Raw genomic sequence first — 19,125 nt, 5'->3', positions numbered from 1 at the left:
TTCTACATTATAGCATATAGAGAAAATCGTTTTTGTAGCAAAACATATTTATTGTCTGTACACCTAATTAACTATATAATAACATGTAGTAAGAAAGCCTTTTCAAAACATTATTATTCTTCTAGGAGGTACTTATAATGGAGCGAGTTCAAATGGCTGAGACGCTAGAATTTTCTCGTATTATTCAAGGATTTTGGCGTTTAGCAGAATGGAATATGACGAAACAAGAATTACTTTCTTTCATTGAAGATTGTATGGATATGGGAATTACTACTTTTGATCACGCTGATATTTACGGCGCATATACGTGTGAAGGGTTATTTGGCGAAGCTTTACAATTAAAGCCTTCCTTACGAGAAAGCATGCAAATTATTACAAAGTGTGGAATCGCTCCCCCATCACCGAAATTTCCAGAGCGATATGTTGCTCACTACAATACTAGTACAGAGCATATTATGCAAAGTGTAGAAGCATCACTTAAAAATTTACATACAGATTATATTGACGTATTACTTATTCATCGTCCCGATCCTTTTATGGACCCAAATGAAGTGGCAAAAGCATTTTCACAATTAAAACAAGAAGGAAAAGTTCGTCACTTCGGTGTATCTAACTTCTTACCTTCACAATTTAATATGTTAAGTTCGTACTTAGATTTCCCACTTATTACGAACCAGATTGAAGTTTCTGCATTACAGCTTGAGCATTTTGAAAAAGGGACAATTGATTTATGCCAAGAAAAACGAATCAATCCAATGATTTGGTCACCTCTTGCTGGTGGGGAGATTTTTACTGGTCAATCAGAACGCGCCGTACGTGTACGTGAAACTGTGCAAAAAGTTGCTACTGAGCTAGGTGTTTCTAGTATCGATACGGTTATGTATGCTTGGTTACTTGCTCATCCAGCTAATATGATGCCAATCGTTGGCTCTGGTAAATTAGATCGCGTAAAAACTGCCGCTCTTGCTACAAAAGTTAACTTAGACCGTCAACAATGGTTTACAATTTTCGAAAGCTCTAATGGACATCCTGTACCATAATGCATAAAAAGAAGAGCTGTTTTTTTACAGCTCTTCTTTTTCATATGTATTTCTAGTCATGGCAAATACACACATATCCCTTAATCCGTTTCCATCTACCGCAACACTCGCACTTTCTAACGTACCTTCTAACTTAAAACCTAATTTCTCAGGTATCGCTCTACTCTTCTTATTGAAAGAATCACAACGAATTTCTACACGATTTGCTTTTAATTCAGAAAAAGCGTAATCCGTTATACCTTTCGCAGCCTCTACCATATAGCCTTTTCCGCTAAACCTTGTATCAATCCAATATCCGATTTCAAATTGAGGTATATCCCAATTAATACGATGTAATCCGGCTGAAGCAATAAATTCACCTGTTTCTTTCGAAAATACTAGTAATCTTAAATCCTCACGTTGCAAAAATTGAATATGTGATTTTCTAATACTTTCTTCTACTTCTTGCTCTGTTTGCTCTTTTTGTGCAAACACCATCCAAGGTTTTAGTTCTTGTATTGAAGCCTGAATTGCATCATATACAACTTTACCATCTCCTGGTTTCGGCATTCGAATAAAAAGCCTGTCAGTATAAAATTCAGAAGGAAAATCGAATAATAACGGATTCACTGTAAACACTCCCTATATTTCTTTTATATATAATAATATCCATCTGAAGTTATATAGTAAAGAATTTTCTGAATTGAAAACCTTTTACTCATTCACTTCCACCGCTACACGAATTCCAGATTCAATCGCACCTTGAATCCATCCGTGATATAGCGTTGTATGATCTCCAGCGAAGAATATTCTCCCCTCTGGTTTGACAATCGCTGGTTGCAGCTCAGATTCTTGACCTGCTTGAAAAAGTGCAAATCCTCCAAGCGCATACGGATCCAATGTCCAGCTTTTTGAAATTCCAGATATGAACTCATCATACACTTGACCACCTAATATTGTTGCTAAGTTGTGTAATGCGTAATAAATACGATCCCCTTTTGATAAACCATCCCATAACAACGCGTCATAAGACCATGTATAGCTACCTAACATCATAGCCGGTCCTTTCTCCCCAATTCCATAACTTGGATAATAGGCATAACGAATTGGCAAATCTGTTATAATTCTGCCACCTAATTGTCCTTGTTCTTCCCAAAATCGGCTTTTAAATTGAATTCCTATTTTCGTCGCAGGCATATAATGTAATTCACGAATTGCTTTCCATTTTTCATGAGATATAGAATCAAACGGATCTACTTCTACAAAACGCATTGTCGAAAACGGAATGGTAACAATAACTAAATCTCCTGTAATACTACTATATTCAAAAGTTTCCTCGTTCCGATAGAAAGCTGTCACACCATTATCGTGTTGATGTAACTTCATTAATTTTTGATTATATATAATATTCTCTTCTAATTGCGGTAAAAATGACTTTGGCAATCTATCATTCCCGCCCACAATTTCACAAAATCCGCTCTCCTCTTGCATAATGTATAGAAAGCGTAAAGTCTCTACAAACGACCGTTCCAAAAAACCTTCTAAATCTAATAAAACACCAATCATCTCAATTGTTACTGGCGAAAAGTAAGTATTATACTGATAAGGATGATACTTTAAAAATTGTCCAGTAGAGTATCTCCCAAAATCCTTTACAACAATATCCCAATTTTTTTCTGGGTTCTTTTTTATAAAATTTATAATGGGCTGTACCGCTAACAATAATAATTCCTCTGACGTTTTTCCAACTTCATTCATTTCCACAGGATATCTTAGAATACTTGGATCTTTTTCATATTGTTTTAACGTCGTTTTCCGTCCATTTACGTATATAATATCCGTCTCATTCCTATTAATAAAAGGACTCACCTGTAGCCCAAATTTTCTTATATATGCCATCGTTAATGTATGCGAATACGGAATTCTCATTGCTCCAACATCTAAATATAATCCGGTATCTTCCATTCTCACTGTTTCTATACGGCCACCTACCCGGTTATTTGCTTCAAAAATTTTCACATCATGTCCTGCAGCCTTTAATAAAGATGCTGAAACTAACCCAGCCATACCAGCTCCCACTACAATAATCTGTTTTGGGCTTATCGTCTTCTTCAATCCTTTATCTATAACTTTTAACGCTTCATCCATTTCAGTGTTATACATTATATCTTTCTGCACAATTCCACCCCTTACTTCATCAAATGGACGTTAGTGGTTTAGTGCATTTTATTCATAAATCCCCATAAACATAACACCATTGCAATTTGAATATTCACTAAAAGTACATAAGAGACAGATCTCACTTTTCTTTATACTTCGTATAATATAGCAACTACAAAGAAGGAGTGGTTAAAAATGAAACATACTTATGACTACGATGCTACAAAAAAACATTTAGAATTAAAGAAACAAAACTTATGTAAAAAACTTAGCAATATGACACTATCTGAAAAAGAACGTGAACAACTAAAGCGTGAAATTGACAACTATGAATATATTTTAAATCTAGTCGAAATGAATCATTATGAACGCGGATTTTCTCGTTAAAAGCGGAAATAAGATTATCCGCTTTTCATTTTGAGCATTTCACTACGCATTTTTCATAAGTAAATATATAATAGGATGTACATTAAGATTGAGAGGTATATTCTATGATCAAGTTAAGTGTATTAGACCAATCACCTATTTCAGATGGTAGCACAGCAGCCCAAGCTTTTTCACATACAGTTACGCTTGCACAAGAAGTTGAAAAACTCGGATTCACACGTTTTTGGGTATCCGAACATCATAATTCCGTAAGCTTAGCTGGTTCAAGTCCAGAAATACTTATTTCTCATATTGCCGCAAAAACGGACCGTATTAGAGTCGGTTCAGGTGGTGTTATGTTACCGCATTATAGCCCATATAAAGTTGCTGAGAATTTCCGTGTTCTAGAAGCATTGTATCCGAACCGCATCGATCTCGGTGTTGGTAGAGCACCTGGTGGTATGCCAATAGCAACTCGCGCACTTCAAGAAGGGAAAATGGTCTCACTTGATCAATATCCAGAACAAATTGCAGACGTTGCAATGTACTTACATGATCAAATACCAGAAAACCATCACTATGCAAACTTAAAAGCCACTCCAGTTATCCCAACATCTCCTGAAATGTGGATGCTCGGTTCTAGCGGAGAGAGCGCTAAAATTGCTGCAAACAACGGAGCTTCTTTCGCATTTGCACAATTTATTAATGGCTTCGGAGGCCCTGAAGTTATGAGGGCTTACCAAGAACAATATCAACCTTCATTTTTAGGAGATAAGCCTGATTCAATCGTTGCCATCTTTGTTATATGCGGAGAAACAAATGAAGAAGCGGAAAAAATTGCTTCTAGTTTAGATTTATCAATCTTATTATTAGAGCAAGGAAAACGAACTACTGGTACACCTTCTATTGAAACTGCTCAAAATTATTCATACAGTGCTTATGATTTATTCCGTATAAAAGAAAATCGTCAACGTATGATTGTTGGTGATCCGTCTTCTGTAAAAGAAAAAATAATAAACTTAAGCAAAGCATACAATACTGACGAATTTATGATTGTCACGATTACTCATCAATTTGAACATAAATTAAAGTCTTATCGCTTACTAGCAAATGCTTTTAATTTATAATTCTAAAAAGAGATGCATCACATGTGATGCATCTCTTTTTCTTACTACTTATTGTTTTCATTTCCTATATATTCAATAGCTTCTTTTAATAGCTCTTCAAAGTTAATAGGATAATCATGATCTAAGTCAGGCACAACTTTATACTTATGTTCTATATTTTTCTCTCTTAATAGTTGTACAAATTGCTGCGTGGATTCGAAACAATCTTCATCTTGATCCCCGCATACTATATATCCTTTTATATGTTTATCCTTCAGCACTCTTAGCAACTCATCCCATTCTTCAATCTCGGGAAGCCATGGTGCCATAAAAACAAAACCATCTACATTTATATCTTGTTGTAAAATCGTATATAAAGCTACTCTCGCCCCTGCAGAAAAACCACCAATGATTACACTTTCTACTGTATGATTTTCTATAAACTTATTGTAATGCTCTTTTAATTCCTCTTTCCCTCTCTCTATATCCTCCCAAACAAATCCATCTGAAAACTCAATTTGTGAAGACTGTGGTAAAGCTAACATATAATCTTGTATCAAAACAGATTTCCAATATGGTTCTACTATTTGTATATTTTCTTGGTTACCATGCAATGTAAGTAGTAGATTTCCCTCTTTCTTACTGTATATATATTTCACATCTGGTCTTTCCTTTTTATGTGCTAATTCTTCTCTTTCTTTACATAATTGCACCATTGTATGAAATTCTTCAAATTTATGTAGTGATTTTAAATCTTCGTCGGAAATTAAATACTCATTTCCATACCAGAATCCCTTTTCTATAATGGCCTCTCTCATTAAATGTAATGCTTCTTTTTCAAGTCCCGATGCACTTGCGAGTGCATACTTAAAATTATATATTTGCGCCTCATTCCCTATTACACCTGTAGCGTTTTCCATTATATAATTGTACGCTTCAAAACTTCCTTTATTTGCATAACAACGTAACGTTTCATTTAATAATTGAATGTAAGTCATACTATTTTTCATGTACCAATTCCCCCGAAACCTTTTATAATATTTGTTTGCGAATCTTTATACCACTTTGTATAACCCACGCTAACAATACCTTATTCTCAGAATGATGCTTAATAGTTGCTCTTCCCTGTCCAATACATTTAGTATAAATAAGAATAGACTGAAAAATCGATATTTTAACAAACAAAAAAAGACAACAATATATGTATTGTTGTTTTCATTACGTCTACCCACTCTTTTGTTTTTTTCTATCTGGTTTACTTGAAACTAAATAATGTTTTTCTGAAATATATAAGTCTCTTTTTAAGCTACGATTTAAGTAAGGTCCTAATTTCATTCCACATATGAGGCGATCTTCGCTACCTTCAACAATTGGGAACATTTCTTTTTCTGTTACGTATTGATCTACTGCTTTTTGTACGACATCAATTTCTTTCACTAGGTTTAAATTTTCTGCTGTATGTTCAAATACCTCAAGCGTTTCCTTCGTTATGAGAAAAACATTTGTTGGAAATGCAGGTAAATATGGTTTTAACAAATCATAATTTACTGTATAATCATCATTTACTAATACTGTATAAACGATATTAGCATTCGTTTCTAAAAACTGAGCCATCGCTTGTTCTAATTCATCTTTCGTAATTTCCCGCTCTTCTTTTCCAGTTCTGAAAAAGCGAAACATCGCATCGCCTCCTTTTTACTATATTATAGCATAAAAGAAAACTGAAAAATCATAAAAAAACCCATTGAAATAATTTTTCAATGGGTTTCTATATATTTATCGTTATTTTAAGAATGCACTTAGCATCCATACATGCTGTTCTAATGTTGTATGAATTGCTAACAGCATGTCAGCTGATGTTTCATCGCCAGCTTCACCCGCAACTTCCATACCTTCTTTTAATTCTTGAATAAGTGCAGAATAATCATTCACTAATGTTTGCACCATTTCTTCTGCAGATTCTTTGCTTGTCCCTTCGCTGACACTAGATGTTGCGAGATATTCTTTCATTGTCGCTAATGGTTTACCTTCTAAAGCTAAAATACGTTCTGCTAACTCATCAATATACGTTCCAGCCTCATTATAAAACTCTTCAAATTTCTCATGTAATGTAAAGAAGTGTGGCCCTGTCACATACCAGTGATAATTATGTAATTTAACATATAACACATTCCAGTTTGCTACCTGCTTGTTTAATACTTCAACAACATTTGTTTTCGTACTCATACAATCACTCCTCTTATCATTTTGTAATGTTTATCTTTTAATTACTTAATTACATTTTACCATACATTCCCTTTCCTTTCGAACAATTGGCTTATATGTAACAAAGTTTTAACACCTTTAATGCTTCCCTAATATCATTTAATTCATGTATTTTTTCAACCACTTCATACGTCTAATTGTCCAAGCTCATACATATGCATAATAGTACATCAAGCTCATCATAGTAGAAAGAGGGATAACATGGACAATCAACAATGGCAAGTAGCAAAGAAAGTAGCTGCTACTTATATCGGAACTGTCGTTGGAGCTGGATTTGCTACTGGACGAGAAATTGTTGAATTTTTCACAGTGAATGGATTATACGGGACAATTGGCATATGTGTAAGTGGATTTTTTTTTATTTGGCTTGGTACAAAGATGATGTTACTTTCATCACAAATCGGGGCATTTTCAGCGCAAGAATTTAACAAATATTTATTTGGGGATGTATTTGGGAATGTTGTAAACACATTATTATTACTCGTTTTATTCGGCGTAACGAGCGTTATGTTATCAGGCGCTGGTGCAGTATTTGAAGAGCAACTTCGCTTACCAAGACAACTCGGTATTCTCATTACAGTTATCGCTTGTCTCATTATAAGTAGCCGCGGGTTACAAGGTGTTTTTGAAGTAAATACACTTGTCGTACCTATTATGATGATTTTTATTATAGGACTTGCTATTACAACCTTTTTTCACGGTACACCTCCTATTAATAACACTATTCCTGCAGAGAGCTGGAATATGAAATGGATTACTAGCCCTATTACATATGTCGCCTTAAACCTTTCTCTCGCCCAAAGTGTTCTCGTCCCATTAGCCAGTGAAGTAAAGGATCGAAAAGCCATTTTTTGGGGTGGGATTTTAGGTGGTGCTGGACTTTCTTTAATTTTATTATGCAGCCATTTAGCAATCTTATCAGTCGATCAATTTTATCAATATAACATCCCAATGGCTGAAGTCATAAGAAGATTTAATGCAACTTTTCACTTCTTCTTCGTTCTCATTATTTTCGGTGAAGTTTTCACAACTTTAGTTGGTAATGTGTTCGGAATGACAAAACAGATGCAATCTATTACTGGGTGGAAAAATCACAATATTATTTTCTTCATTTTACTAATTAGTTATTGCTTTAGTTACATCGGTTACAGTGACTTACTTCACATTCTATATCCTATCATCGGATGGGTAAGTATTGTTATACTTCCAATCATTGCGTTTAAACAACTTCAAAAAACATAAAAAAGCATCCATGTTATTGGATGCTTTTTTATGTTCATTCACAATCATCACATACTTCCCAGTACGGTCCCATTTCTAATGCTAAATACGGCTTTAACTGCAACCGGATCATTCGACTAGGCATGCGTTCTAAAACAAATTGAATACCTTCTTCATCTTCGTCTAATTCAACTTTTGAAATCGTAATTTTTTGCATAGTCGTAATGGGAATTCCATCTTTATATAAAGTGATTTTCACCTCATCGTATTCATTAAAATACAATTCGACACTCATTTGATTTTTCAGTATTTCATCACCAATTTTAAATGTATCATTTTGTTCTTGGATTATATATTTCCATCCGCCTCTATCTTCTTTCGGAGCTGTTTGAAATAATGTCTCCAAATCCTCGTATAGCATAAGATAACCCCTCTCTTACTAAAAAACGATGAGTATTTTATATACCCTTTATCTCTATCACTATCCATAGCTATTGTACCATATATCACCGTTCTTACCGTATTCATTTGCTTCATACACACTTATAAAATAACTAATTCTATCTCCATTATTATGTATATTACCTCATTACTCCATACACTCTTACAAGTTCAAATAACGACAGACTTTAATCCATGCAAATATTGTCTACTCTCCGCTTTTATTAGCTCACAGCATTCACACTTTTACATATAGTAAGACTACCACAAATAAAAAAGGAGAGTGACTTATACCACTCCCCTTAAAAGAACTTCCCTATAGCTGCTAAAACTAATACGATTATTAAAATTGCAAATAATAATGAGACAATGAAACTAAAAATAGGTAACGCTTTCTTTTCATTCTTCTTAAATAGTAACTTTAAACTAAGAAAAATATTTACTGGTACAAGTATAAAATAAAAATATTTAACAATTTGCACCGAGCTATTCGAAAGTGTTTTTAATATAAACACTTCAATTAGAAAAACAATAAAAAATGAAATACTTAGCCAAAATGAGACGTAACTAAGCCAAGAATGTCTTTTTGTCCCCCAATACACTCCCATAATACTCTCCTTTTATTTGTATTCTATAGGTTAATAATTATACACAAAGCTAACAAACACCTCTATTTTTCGACAAATATTATGCGAAATACCATTTTAAACGTCATAAAGGAAGTTTACATCTCCATTTGATTTTACATAATAAAACAGACTACCCTCTAGTGTCATAATGCTACTAGGGGGAGTCTGTTCTCTATTAAACTTTAAATCTCTCAATTAATACTTGCAATTCTTCAGCCATTTGAGATAGCGTACCCGCCGCTGATCCAATTTCCTCCATCGAAGCTAGCTGTTCTTCAGCTGAAGCCGCAACATTTTGTGTGCTTGTCGCATTATTTTGTGCTGTCATTGCAATTTGTCCTACTGAAATAGATACTTCATTTGCACCTTTTGACATTCCATTAGCCGTTTCAACCATCGTCTTAATTTGATTAGCTATTTCATTTGTAGATTGTAAAATTTCAGCAAAATTTTGCTTCGTTTCATTTGCAATAACAAGTCCAGATTGAACTTCTTCATTTACATGATTCATTGATTTGACTGTCTTACCCATATCGTCTTGTATTTCGCCTATTAATTTACTAATTTCACTGGAAGATATGCTAGACTGCTCTGCCAATTTACGTACTTCATCTGCAACAATTGCAAAACCTCTTCCATGTTCACCAGCTCTTGCCGCTTCAATTGCCGCATTTAAAGCTAGAAGATTTGTTTGATCTGCAATGTTTTGAATTACTTCCAATATATCACCAATTTGTTTTGATTTATTATTTAATAACTGTATAACAGCATCTGATTGTGAAACCGATTCTGCAATAGACTGCATCTGGTTTACTGTTCTTCCTACTAGTTTCCCACCATCTTCTGCTTTTTCACGAGTATGAGCAGAAGCGATATTAATAGATGATGAACTATTTGCTACATGCTGAATTCCTTCCGTTACATCAAACAGTAACATAGCACCATTTTCTACACTTGTTGTTTGCGTCGTTGCCCCACTTGATATTTCATCCATTGCTGTTGTAATTTGCTCAGTTGCTTCACTCGCTTGTCTTACACTTGCAGTTAGTTCTTCTGATGCTGCTGCAACATGTCCTGCCGAAGTGTTAATCCTTCCAATTAACGTCCGTAATGAATTTGTCATCTCGTTAAAACCTTTCGCAAGTTGACCAATTTCATCATTAGAATGAATTTCAATTGTTTGCGTTAAATCCCCTTCACTTATTTCTTTAGAAGTGATAACTAATCTCTTTAAAGGCTTCGTAATTGAAAGTGTCACAAAATAAATAAGTACTCCACCTACTACTAACGAAATAAGCATAACAATTAACATATTATAAAATACAGGTTGAGCAGCTTCAATTACTTCAGTTGCGTACATCGTCCCACCAATTTTCCAACCTGTTTTTACGTTTGTAGCAAATACCATATTCTTTTCACTACCACCATAAGAATATGTAAAAGCACCATGATTATCTTCATAAATTTTCTTTGCCCAAGAATCAGCTGCTTTATCCCCTGATTTTTCTTGTGGATGAGCAATGATTTTTTGCTTTCCATCTAAAATGAAGGCATATCCTTTTTTACCAATATTGATTAACTTTGTTGTTTTTAATAAATTGTCTAAACTTAAATCTAGCGCAACAACCCCATTTTTATCTTCTGTTTGTTTTGCAATCGTTACGACAATATGTCCATTTCCTTTTGCCTTATATGGCTCGCTAACAACAATACCACCTTGTTTTGCCACTGCATCTTTATACCAAGGTCGTGTTGTTGGATCATAATCTGCTGCCATTTGTATATTTGGTTCCTGTACAAATTTCTTATCATTACCGGCAACATACACTTGTTCAACATCTATATTCAAATTGATATACTGAGATAATGTCTTTCTTAGCTCATCCTGATTATCCCCTTGATACATATTCCCTTGAATTACTCGTGCAAAGTTATTCACATCGTTAAATTTTGCTTCAATCATTTGATTGATTAAATTATCTAATATTTTTATATTATCGTTAGCACTACTCGTAATTTGTGATTCAAAATTCTTTTTAGCAGTTTGATAAGACATGCCCCCGATTATAGAAACGGCTGCAATTAAAATTACAAAGAATGAAATTAATAGCTTTTTTGCTACTTTCATATCACGAAACAAATTTAATAGTTTACCCATTATGAACCTCCTAATTTTCAAATTTAAAAGTTAAATTGAGTTAATTATGAATATTTCCCGTTCCCTAATTATTATTTTCATAACCTATTATGGTGAATACTTTGTAAAGTTTAAACAATTAATTTCCTTTTGTCTATATATACGAATAATATTATTATAAAATTTACAAATAGAAAAAACCAAAGGGGCCCCTTTGGTTTTTACATTTTTTTATGTTGTTTAGAAATTTTCTTCCATTTATCACGCTCTGCTCTGGCAAGGATTGCATCTTGTTTCCTCATAAAATACGCCAGTTCTCTTTGTAATTTTTTATAGCTTTTCAAACGATCTATCGTAATAAGTCCATTTTCAATTGCACTATACACCGCGCATCCTGGTTCATTCTCATGCTTACAATCACGGAAACGACATGTTGTCGCAAATTCTTCAATATCAGAGAATGCTGTTTGAATCGCTTCGCTGCCTTCCCAAAGTTGCAATTCCCTCATGCCAGGCGTATCAATCACGAGAGCGCCACTAGGCAATTGGAATAATTCTCGATGCGTTGTCGTATGCCTCCCCCTACTATCCTCTTCACGTATATCTCCCGTTTTTGCTACATCAATTCCTATTAGAGCATTTAACAAAGTTGACTTTCCTACCCCTGATGATCCAACTAAAGCAATTGTTTTCCCTGAAGAAACGAATTGTTTCAACGAATCTATACCTGTATGCTCTAAACTATCAACAACGAAAATAGGAACACCAATTGCTATAGCTTCCGTTTCTACAATTTTCTCTTCCACATCATTACATATACTACTCTTTGTTAAAACAATAACTGGCATAGCGCCGCTTTCATACGCTAATAATAAATAACGTTCCATCCTTCTAACATTAAAATCATGATTAAGTGCATTCACTAAAAATAAATAATCTACATTTGCTGCTATAATCTGTTCTTCTGTTCTTGTTCCAGCCTCTTGTCTTGAGAAAGAGCTTCTTCGCTGGAAAATACGATGAATAATCGCTTTCTTTTCATCTTCTATTTTCTTTATATACACCCAATCACCAACTGCTGGATAATCGCCTTTCGTAATCGCTTCATGCCGAAACTTCCCAGACAGTTCTGCCATATATTCACCATCATTACAAATAATGCGATATATATGCTTATGCTCAAGTAAAATACGACCTACTTCATAATTTTTCTCTGTAACTTGTTCTTCAAAAAATGAATCCCAGCCGAAAGATTCTAAAATATTTTGATTCAAATAAATATCCTCCCTAGTTTGTACTAAGTGGAAGGATTGCGAATTACCTTATATAATATCGCCCTTTCCATCCACCTTTGTATTTGGTTGATTATTCATATAAGTTATTTTCGCCATAATACATCACCCCGTTCTTATTTTAATTATTCTCATTATATGGAATTCTCCTATAAAAAGCTACATTATTTTACGTAATTTTCAAATAACTTGTTTTTGAGCATTCTAATTTGTCCTCGATGACTAATTTCATCTTCTAGCACATGAAACCATAGATAGTGCTGGTTATATGCTACACCGTTAGGCCACTTTCTTTCTAACATGAGCCACTCATCACCTTGTTCACTTAAATACTTCAGAGATTCTTCTCGAACACTTTGTAGAAGTTGTACATAATACTTTATTTCATGACCACGGATTGCTCTACCCGCTTCCCCTAAATACAGTGCATCTTCCCATATTTCTAATTCTTCTTTTGTAAAGTCACGATCTTGAAATGAAATAAGCTGATGAACTTTTTCAATAGCTGCTATATGCTTTAATAAGGCGCCAATTGAATTTCCGCTGCTTTGCATAATTAAATCTAATTGCTCAACTGATAAATTTTTTACTTCGCCTAATGTTACAGCTCTCGTATGCTCAAACAGGCTTACTAATTCCCCTATTTTTTTTGTATAACCATCTACACTTCTTATTCGATAATCTATATTCATATCACGCACCCCTTTCTGCATTCATATTATTGTAAAAATGATTCATATAATAGACTGAAATCTATCTAAATTTTCTGTTATAATTAATTTGAATACAAAATATACCCAAACAAACTTTCTCAATATGCTTATATGAAATATTAAAAGGAATCAATATGAAATAATCGAATCTTATTCACTAAAAGGAGTGGATTCGATGGAAATGTATCAATGGCTAACCGCTGTTCTCGTTGGTGGCATTACCGGCTTCGTTTCCCATCTAATCAATAACCAAGGTAAGTTATTGCTTCCACGCCGTTTGAAAACATTTTTTCATTTTGGATTTTTAACTGATATTTTTACTGGTAGCCTAGCCGCACTTCTTGGGCTCGTTTTATTCGATGTCACCGCAATAAAAGAAATTATAAAAGTATCCATTGTAACTGCTATTTCCGGTCAAACTTTTTTACTACATCAAGCTCTTGGTGGCGAACAGGCTAAAAATACGCAAATTGGGAAAGCTGATGAGAAGATTCAAGAAATTGACAAATTATTGCGACGTTAGTGTATACTTTCTTTTAAAATTATTGTTATAATGAGAAATAAATATTTTCTATTGCGTCGTTTGTCAGGAGAAAGGGTGTTTCGTATGACAAAAAAGAAAATAGAAGATTTCTTAACAAACTCCGAAAAAGAGGAACTGCTAGAAAACTATAAATGTTTACGAGAAGCCCGCACAAAAAGCGAAGCTAACTATTTTGGCGAAGCAGTAAACCATCTATTAAATAAAGCAAAACAACGAATTATTAAAGATGCAGGTATACATGATGAAAATGCTGCAACTGTTCAATCAAAGAGAAAAGCACTGTTTTAGCTACATTAGCTAAAACAGTGCTTTTTATTTAGAATTTTTTTCTTTCCATGCTATATTCTCTCTGCCTTTATCTTTCCATTTTTACAGTTTCAAAAGTCATCTAGACCTAAAGATCAACCTAATAATATTAGCCCACGCAAACCATTTTAATAATAGATAAAATAATTGAACTAGTAATGCTACAAACTAAATAAGTTTATTAAATCGCTTCTTTTAAATCTGAATGCGGATTTGGTCCGTATTGATTGTCATTTTCTTCACTTTCAATGATAAAAAATACAAGTAAAACAATGCTACCAAACGGTACAAAATTTAATAGTTGCCACCATCCCGTTTTCCCAATATCATGTAATCGTCGTGCACCAACCGAAAAACTTGGTATAATCATTACTAACATAAATAGCAACGCAATAATAGCAACTAACACCTCTGAAAATGATGATAAAAATAACAGTAGCCAAAAAATTACGATATTGGATAAACTAAAAATCCAGTACTCTTTTCGCGTAGCTCTACCACTAAAATTCCCATAATTCTTTAGAGCTTTCAAATACCATTGCATTTAAACCTCTCCCTTTTATCCCCAATAAAATTAAAATATGTAATTATTAACAGATAAGTAGAAATATAACACAACATTTATGTAAAATCCATATCCCCATCTAAATTGCCCTCTATTTAAATAGTTTTTTCCTTCGGCATTTTTCACATTACTTTCACATCTATTTCACAAATATAAGTAGTCCGATATGCTAAACTAAGTATATCTTTTTCCAAGGAACTATATGCCGATATATAAATCCCTATCTTTATAGGGATTTTTATTTTTTGATTCCTCATAACTTTGTTACAATACATTTCTTCTACTATTTCTATACTTTTAGTAACCACTTTAATTAAAAGCACATTCATGTATTCACACTCTTATTAATTCTGATTTGCGAAATATTTATACAAGCTTTATGATGCAATTCCTGTTTCACTACTTTCAGTAAGTTTTTCACTTTTTCTAAACAAAAATAAAGCTCCTATATATAGTAACGCAGTAAAACTACCTATAAGTATAAAATTGTGAGATACTGCAAATAACATTCCTGCTATTGCCGCACCAATCATTTGACCAATATACATAGAAGCATTTGCAAGCGCGGCTCCTGTTCCTCTTGCTACACTAGATATGTTTTGTAAGTGCCTCATCATTAATACAAACAAAATTCCTGTCCCAAAAAATAAAACAAAGAAAAAGTATTCAACAAAAATAAGACTCTTTAAATAGGGAAGTATTACATGCGACAGAGCCATATTAAAAAAACATCTCATATGAATATGAGATGTTTTTTTAATATGGCTATTCTTTTAATAAATCTATTAATCCATTCCCTTCAGATGTACGTTCGTACCCTAAAGGTACAGTTCTTTTAATGAGTTGTGCATATATTTCCGGCTCCGATAACTTTCGACCGTATTCTTTCTCACACTGTTTAATGAGCAAGGCGAGCGCTCCAGCAACATGCGGCGTCGCCATGGAAGTTCCACTTAGCACAGCATATTTTCCTTCTGGATACGTAGATAATATTTCATCACCTGGCGCTACTAGATCAATTTCTTGATTTGAATTACTAAAACATGCAATCTTCCGCTCTAAATTAACGGCACCAACTTCAATTACCTCGAAGTACGCACCCGGAAAGTCTAGTTCCTCTGTTTCATCATCGCAATCTCCATTATTTCCAGCAGCACATACAACGAGAACATCCTGCTTTACCGCATTTTGAATTGCTTCATGTAATTCTGGAACATCTTGCGGACCACCAAGTGACATTGAAATAATTCTCACTTTCTCTTGATTCGGCCCTCTCCAATTTACAGCATAATGAATTGCCTCAATAATTTGCTCATAACTTCCAGAACCATCTCCCGCTAAAACTTTTAATACTAACATTTTAGCAAGTGGTGCAACTCCTAATACACCGACACCATTTTCAGTCGCGGCAATCGTTCCCGCAACATGAGTACCATGTCCGTTATTATCAAGATACACATTTGGATCAGCTTCATAATCTTTTGTGAAATTTCTTCCGCCGATAATACGATCTTTTAAATCTATATGATTAGTATCACACCCTGTATCTAATACGGCAACGACTACATCTTGCCCCTTCACACTCTTTTCCCATACTTGCGGAGCGTGAATCAGTTGTACACCTGGTGGAATTTCATTTACTTGTTCTACCACCTTATTTACGGTAAACGGAATCAATTGTATACCTTTTTGTTTATTCACTGTACTACTCATCGTAATCCCTCCTGAAAATGTATTATTTTCATTTCAGACCACTTTTGAATACGTGTAAATGTAACATTCGTTTTATTCTTTTTGTTTTCCTTCTTTTCAAATATTTCTCAACATCATTTACTACCTCTATAATACTTCTTTATTTTCCCTATGATTTGTAGGAAGTAACAACCCGAGTCGTTCAACTAATAACCAAAATAAGAGGACCAATTAATGGTCCTCTTACAGTCTTTTAAAAGAATGATATGTATTTGAAAAATAATATAAATTAAGACTAAACCTCACTCTTGTTTAAAAACTTTTCTATTTCTTTTACTAAATATTCCGCTCCCTCTATGCCAACTGTAATATTTCCATTTGCTAATGTAATATTCTGCCCTGAAACATCACCTGTGATTTGGCAAGCATTGTAAGGTTGATATTTTTGTAAAATGATTTTATCTGCTTCTACAAAAATTTCAAGCGGTGATTTGATTTGTATTCCCAATACATCGCGTAATTCTTTAGGGATAACAATTCGTCCTAATTCGTCTACTTTTCGAATAACTCCTGTTGCTTTCATATTTCTCCCCCCTTACTCTCTATTAATTTTTTCACCTCGCTTTTTCCATTTTATCACTTTTTGACAATACTTGCCTCTTTTTAGAAAATTTTGTACTCGAGTTAAAAAAACACATTTAATGCATACGTAATCTCTCTTTTAATTGTTTTACATAACGGGATCTTATAAGTAAGAAGTATACAACTTGAATAACTATGAAAATACTTAATACAACTGTATTTTCTTTAAACAATGAGTACTCAAACATTTGCCCTAACGCCGTTAAGGCTACTGCTCCATGTAATGTTGCAACACCAATTGGAACGAAGAATAAAAGCGCCAATCGAATTGTAACTACCTTCGATAATTCCCTACTTGTCAATCCAACTTTACGAATCATTTCGAACAAACGAACATCATCCTCCAAATCGGAGAATAAACGGAAGTAAAGGAAACTTCCTGCGCAAACGAAAAATACTATACCAATAAAGAAACCTACAAATAAAATCGGTCCTGCAATTTGTAAACTTTGGTTTTGCTCGTACTCTTCCGCACTAAACGTTGAATATTCTTGATACGGTTTAATTTGATGCGTAAGCTCTTTACCAATTTCAATCTCATCTTTCGTTCTTTCAGTTTTATACATATAATCTTTTGTCTCTATAAACCCATCTTGTAATGAATCATATTGACTATTAGAGATTACATAAACATTTCCTCTTAATATTTTCCCCAATGAAGATGAAGTAACTTTTTTCACTTTTAAATTTTCATTCATATTAGGTAAAGTAATTTCTTTTCTTTCTTTCATCGTTGGCCCTGGTATATTAGCTGACAAAAATACAACTTCTTTATTTGCTACAGTATTAAATGGTTCTTCTGTTAACTTTGCATATTTCTTATAGTCTGATTCTTTTATAAAAATGGCGCTTCTTAACGACTGTTCCTCCGTTTTCTTTGTCGAAATATTAGTTTTTGAAGCTGCTATACTATGTTTCTTTAATCCTTTGTCAATCATTTGTATATGCTGTGATTCGTTACTATTCCCTTGCTTAGAATGGTAATGAAACGAAATCGGTCTCTCCATTATCCCTTTCGTCATGGATGCGAAGCCAACTAATGTCCCTATTGCGGAAAATGCTACAGTAGAAATAATGGTTACAATAAAGAACATTCTTGCGTTATCTCTCATGCGATACGCTAAATCTGATAACGTAATAATATTAGTCTGTGTCCAATAGAAACGTTTACTTTTTTTACATAATCGAATAATAAAGACACTCAGCTGCTTGTACAACAAATACGTCCCAATAATAACTACCGTTGTAACAGGAATCATCATAATAAATACCATTGCTCCATGTGATAGAAGAGCTCCTACATAGCCAGCACTAAGCAATACTACTGCTAATATGGAAGAAATGATTGATGCTTTCGGTTCCGGTTTCGCCTCTGCTGATCCTCTAAACAACTTCATAATCTTATTTTTACGAATCATTCCTGCACTAAACAATGATATGATCATAAATAAAATAAAAAACATAATACTCGTTACAACAATTGCTTTCATCGGTATGTAATAGGATAAGGAGATATCTAGTTTCAATATCATCGGAGCGACAAATAGTAATCCCCCTGAAAATAACATACCTGAAAGAATACCAAAAATAATTGCCCCTATTCCAATCATAATATTTTCAAAAAAGATCAGACGCTTTAATTGATATTTCGTCATACCTAGCATCATTAAAATTCCTAGTTCACGCTTTCTCGTTTTTAAAAACATTCCCATCGAATATAAAATAAAGAAGAATGTAAATAAGTAAATAATAGACTGTGCAAAAGACATACTTACGAATACGTACTGACCTAATTCTCCTGCACTTAATGCCGGATGAAACGCAAAAAATGAATACACAAAAAAGGCCATAATTGCAAATGCACTACTCAAAAAATAGGCTGAGTATGTCCGTCTATTTCGGGTTACATTCCGATATGCTAGTTCTCTAATGTTCATATTACTTCTCCGCCCTTCTACTATCTATGTTTTTATATTAGTAAAGTGCGGAAATACCTTCCATCGATTCAAATGACAAAAACCTTACAT

General features: G+C 33.7%; 21 protein-coding genes and 1 pseudogene. 6 read left to right on the top strand and 16 right to left on the bottom strand.

Annotated elements, in window-relative coordinates; translation table 11 throughout:
* Positions 1 to 137 precede the first annotated feature (137 nt).
* Positions 138 to 1,040, top strand: a complete 903-nt coding sequence (locus QO049_RS12445) for an aldo/keto reductase (RefSeq protein WP_097796798.1) — start codon at positions 138 to 140, stop codon at positions 1,038 to 1,040.
* Between the two features lie 24 nt (positions 1,041 to 1,064).
* On the opposite strand, the gene QO049_RS12440 is transcribed toward QO049_RS12445, so the two are convergent.
* Both QO049_RS12440 and QO049_RS12435 read right to left on the bottom strand, forming a co-directional pair.
* Entirely contained in the window at positions 1,065 to 1,649 is a 585-nt protein-coding gene (locus QO049_RS12440) for a GNAT family N-acetyltransferase (protein WP_001068749.1), read from the bottom strand.
* Positions 1,650 to 1,733: 84 nt separating this feature from the next.
* Positions 1,734 to 3,197, bottom strand: a complete 1,464-nt coding sequence (locus QO049_RS12435; protein WP_048568920.1) for a flavin monoamine oxidase family protein — start codon at positions 3,195 to 3,197, stop codon at positions 1,734 to 1,736.
* Positions 3,198 to 3,374: 177 nt separating this feature from the next.
* On the opposite strand from QO049_RS12435, the gene QO049_RS12430 reads away from it, so the two are divergent.
* The gene (locus QO049_RS12430; protein WP_000683359.1) at positions 3,375 to 3,566 is read left to right on the top strand and encodes a DUF3896 family protein; all 192 of its coding nucleotides are present in this window, start codon (positions 3,375 to 3,377) and stop codon (positions 3,564 to 3,566) included.
* A 104-nt stretch (positions 3,567 to 3,670) separates the two neighbouring features.
* A complete protein-coding gene (locus QO049_RS12425) occupies positions 3,671 to 4,672 on the top strand; it encodes an LLM class flavin-dependent oxidoreductase (RefSeq protein WP_000594039.1) in 1,002 nt (333 codons plus the stop codon).
* A 44-nt stretch (positions 4,673 to 4,716) separates the two neighbouring features.
* On the opposite strand, the gene QO049_RS12420 is transcribed toward QO049_RS12425, so the two are convergent.
* The 3 genes from QO049_RS12420 to QO049_RS12410 all read right to left on the bottom strand — a co-directional run bounded on the left by QO049_RS12420 (position 4,717) and on the right by QO049_RS12410 (position 6,877).
* Positions 4,717 to 5,661 carry an alpha/beta hydrolase gene (locus QO049_RS12420; RefSeq protein ID WP_000798319.1) on the bottom strand — a complete coding sequence of 315 codons (945 nt, stop codon included), beginning with the start codon at positions 5,659 to 5,661 and terminating at the stop codon, positions 4,717 to 4,719.
* Between the two features lie 214 nt (positions 5,662 to 5,875).
* Positions 5,876 to 6,331 (bottom strand): DUF3939 domain-containing protein, encoded by a 456-nt coding sequence (locus QO049_RS12415; RefSeq protein ID WP_000488206.1) that lies wholly within the window; start codon positions 6,329 to 6,331, stop codon positions 5,876 to 5,878.
* A 102-nt stretch (positions 6,332 to 6,433) separates the two neighbouring features.
* The gene (locus QO049_RS12410; RefSeq protein WP_000105199.1) at positions 6,434 to 6,877 is read right to left on the bottom strand and encodes a Dps family protein; all 444 of its coding nucleotides are present in this window, start codon (positions 6,875 to 6,877) and stop codon (positions 6,434 to 6,436) included.
* 240 nt (positions 6,878 to 7,117) lie between these two features.
* Between QO049_RS12410 and QO049_RS12405 the strand changes: the two genes are divergently transcribed.
* Positions 7,118 to 8,158, top strand: coding sequence for a YkvI family membrane protein (locus tag QO049_RS12405; RefSeq protein ID WP_000370203.1), 1,041 nt, complete (start codon positions 7,118 to 7,120; stop codon positions 8,156 to 8,158).
* Positions 8,159 to 8,192: 34 nt separating this feature from the next.
* Here the strand turns inward: QO049_RS12405 and QO049_RS12400 are convergent, their stop codons facing one another.
* From QO049_RS12400 to QO049_RS12380, 5 genes are all read right to left on the bottom strand, one after another.
* Positions 8,193 to 8,558, bottom strand: coding sequence for a DUF3979 family protein (locus QO049_RS12400; protein WP_000965059.1), 366 nt, complete (start codon positions 8,556 to 8,558; stop codon positions 8,193 to 8,195).
* 322 nt (positions 8,559 to 8,880) lie between these two features.
* Positions 8,881 to 9,186: a hypothetical protein gene (locus QO049_RS12395; protein ID WP_000539571.1), complete on the bottom strand. Its 306-nt coding sequence runs from the start codon at positions 9,184 to 9,186 to the stop codon at positions 8,881 to 8,883.
* Positions 9,187 to 9,382: 196 nt separating this feature from the next.
* Complete coding sequence (locus tag QO049_RS12390) at positions 9,383 to 11,365, bottom strand: methyl-accepting chemotaxis protein (RefSeq protein ID WP_000517294.1); 1,983 nt, start codon at positions 11,363 to 11,365, stop codon at positions 9,383 to 9,385.
* A 200-nt stretch (positions 11,366 to 11,565) separates the two neighbouring features.
* The gene (gene rsgA, locus QO049_RS12385) at positions 11,566 to 12,618 is read right to left on the bottom strand and encodes a ribosome small subunit-dependent GTPase A (RefSeq protein ID WP_001073074.1); all 1,053 of its coding nucleotides are present in this window, start codon (positions 12,616 to 12,618) and stop codon (positions 11,566 to 11,568) included.
* A gap of 182 nt (positions 12,619 to 12,800) precedes the next feature.
* A complete protein-coding gene (locus tag QO049_RS12380) occupies positions 12,801 to 13,328 on the bottom strand; it encodes a DinB family protein (protein WP_284489283.1) in 528 nt (175 codons plus the stop codon).
* Between the two features lie 196 nt (positions 13,329 to 13,524).
* Between QO049_RS12380 and QO049_RS12375 the strand changes: the two genes are divergently transcribed.
* Positions 13,525 to 13,872 carry a DUF4257 domain-containing protein gene (locus QO049_RS12375; RefSeq protein WP_000426317.1) on the top strand — a complete coding sequence of 116 codons (348 nt, stop codon included), beginning with the start codon at positions 13,525 to 13,527 and terminating at the stop codon, positions 13,870 to 13,872.
* 84 nt (positions 13,873 to 13,956) lie between these two features.
* Complete coding sequence (locus QO049_RS12370) at positions 13,957 to 14,181, top strand: hypothetical protein (protein ID WP_000162602.1); 225 nt, start codon at positions 13,957 to 13,959, stop codon at positions 14,179 to 14,181.
* Between the two features lie 199 nt (positions 14,182 to 14,380).
* Here the strand turns inward: QO049_RS12370 and QO049_RS12365 are convergent, their stop codons facing one another.
* The 6 genes and pseudogenes from QO049_RS12365 to QO049_RS12345 form a co-directional block, all read right to left on the bottom strand.
* Complete coding sequence (locus QO049_RS12365; RefSeq protein WP_001198794.1) at positions 14,381 to 14,743, bottom strand: DUF805 domain-containing protein; 363 nt, start codon at positions 14,741 to 14,743, stop codon at positions 14,381 to 14,383.
* 143 nt (positions 14,744 to 14,886) lie between these two features.
* Positions 14,887 to 15,093, bottom strand: a complete 207-nt coding sequence (locus QO049_RS30735) for a hypothetical protein (protein ID WP_001101741.1) — start codon at positions 15,091 to 15,093, stop codon at positions 14,887 to 14,889.
* A gap of 48 nt (positions 15,094 to 15,141) precedes the next feature.
* A pseudogene (locus QO049_RS12360) lies at positions 15,142 to 15,480 on the bottom strand (MFS transporter permease); the annotation flags it as partial.
* Positions 15,481 to 15,529: 49 nt separating this feature from the next.
* Positions 15,530 to 16,477 carry a serine protease gene (locus tag QO049_RS12355; protein WP_246962586.1) on the bottom strand — a complete coding sequence of 316 codons (948 nt, stop codon included), beginning with the start codon at positions 16,475 to 16,477 and terminating at the stop codon, positions 15,530 to 15,532.
* A 274-nt stretch (positions 16,478 to 16,751) separates the two neighbouring features.
* Positions 16,752 to 17,039, bottom strand: coding sequence for an AbrB/MazE/SpoVT family DNA-binding domain-containing protein (locus QO049_RS12350; RefSeq protein WP_000648325.1), 288 nt, complete (start codon positions 17,037 to 17,039; stop codon positions 16,752 to 16,754).
* Between the two features lie 115 nt (positions 17,040 to 17,154).
* Entirely contained in the window at positions 17,155 to 19,035 is a 1,881-nt protein-coding gene (locus QO049_RS12345; protein ID WP_001025977.1) for an FtsX-like permease family protein, read from the bottom strand.
* Between the last annotated feature and the right edge of the window lie 90 nt (positions 19,036 to 19,125).

Source organism: Bacillus sp. RB3, from assembly GCF_030164735.1.
Taxonomy (GTDB): domain Bacteria; phylum Bacillota; class Bacilli; order Bacillales; family Bacillaceae_G; genus Bacillus_A; species Bacillus_A cereus.
Note: the sequence above shows the minus strand (reverse complement) of the source record. Positions and strands in the feature narration are given on the sequence as shown.

What these genes read in the sequence shown, in the direction of transcription:
- QO049_RS12445 (WP_097796798.1), top strand. Translation starts at nt 138, where the DNA reads ATGGAGCGAGTTCAAATGGCTGAGACGCTAGAATTTTCTCGTATTATT.
- QO049_RS12430 (WP_000683359.1), top strand. Translation starts at nt 3,375, where the DNA reads ATGAAACATACTTATGACTACGATGCTACAAAAAAACATTTAGAATTA.
- QO049_RS12425 (WP_000594039.1), top strand. Translation starts at nt 3,671, where the DNA reads ATGATCAAGTTAAGTGTATTAGACCAATCACCTATTTCAGATGGTAGC.
- QO049_RS12420 (WP_000798319.1), bottom strand. Translation starts at nt 5,661, where the DNA reads ATGAAAAATAGTATGACTTACATTCAATTATTAAATGAAACGTTACGT.
- QO049_RS12415 (WP_000488206.1), bottom strand. Translation starts at nt 6,331, where the DNA reads ATGTTTCGCTTTTTCAGAACTGGAAAAGAAGAGCGGGAAATTACGAAA.
- QO049_RS12410 (WP_000105199.1), bottom strand. Translation starts at nt 6,877, where the DNA reads ATGAGTACGAAAACAAATGTTGTTGAAGTATTAAACAAGCAGGTAGCA.
- QO049_RS12405 (WP_000370203.1), top strand. Translation starts at nt 7,118, where the DNA reads ATGGACAATCAACAATGGCAAGTAGCAAAGAAAGTAGCTGCTACTTAT.
- QO049_RS12400 (WP_000965059.1), bottom strand. Translation starts at nt 8,558, where the DNA reads ATGCTATACGAGGATTTGGAGACATTATTTCAAACAGCTCCGAAAGAA.
- QO049_RS12395 (WP_000539571.1), bottom strand. Translation starts at nt 9,186, where the DNA reads ATGGGAGTGTATTGGGGGACAAAAAGACATTCTTGGCTTAGTTACGTC.
- QO049_RS12390 (WP_000517294.1), bottom strand. Translation starts at nt 11,365, where the DNA reads ATGGGTAAACTATTAAATTTGTTTCGTGATATGAAAGTAGCAAAAAAG.
- QO049_RS12380 (WP_284489283.1), bottom strand. Translation starts at nt 13,328, where the DNA reads ATGAATATAGATTATCGAATAAGAAGTGTAGATGGTTATACAAAAAAA.
- QO049_RS12375 (WP_000426317.1), top strand. Translation starts at nt 13,525, where the DNA reads ATGGAAATGTATCAATGGCTAACCGCTGTTCTCGTTGGTGGCATTACC.
- QO049_RS12370 (WP_000162602.1), top strand. Translation starts at nt 13,957, where the DNA reads ATGACAAAAAAGAAAATAGAAGATTTCTTAACAAACTCCGAAAAAGAG.
- QO049_RS12365 (WP_001198794.1), bottom strand. Translation starts at nt 14,743, where the DNA reads ATGCAATGGTATTTGAAAGCTCTAAAGAATTATGGGAATTTTAGTGGT.
- QO049_RS30735 (WP_001101741.1), bottom strand. Translation starts at nt 15,093, where the DNA reads ATGAATGTGCTTTTAATTAAAGTGGTTACTAAAAGTATAGAAATAGTA.
- QO049_RS12355 (WP_246962586.1), bottom strand. Translation starts at nt 16,477, where the DNA reads ATGAGTAGTACAGTGAATAAACAAAAAGGTATACAATTGATTCCGTTT.
- QO049_RS12350 (WP_000648325.1), bottom strand. Translation starts at nt 17,039, where the DNA reads ATGAAAGCAACAGGAGTTATTCGAAAAGTAGACGAATTAGGACGAATT.
- QO049_RS12345 (WP_001025977.1), bottom strand. Translation starts at nt 19,035, where the DNA reads ATGAACATTAGAGAACTAGCATATCGGAATGTAACCCGAAATAGACGG.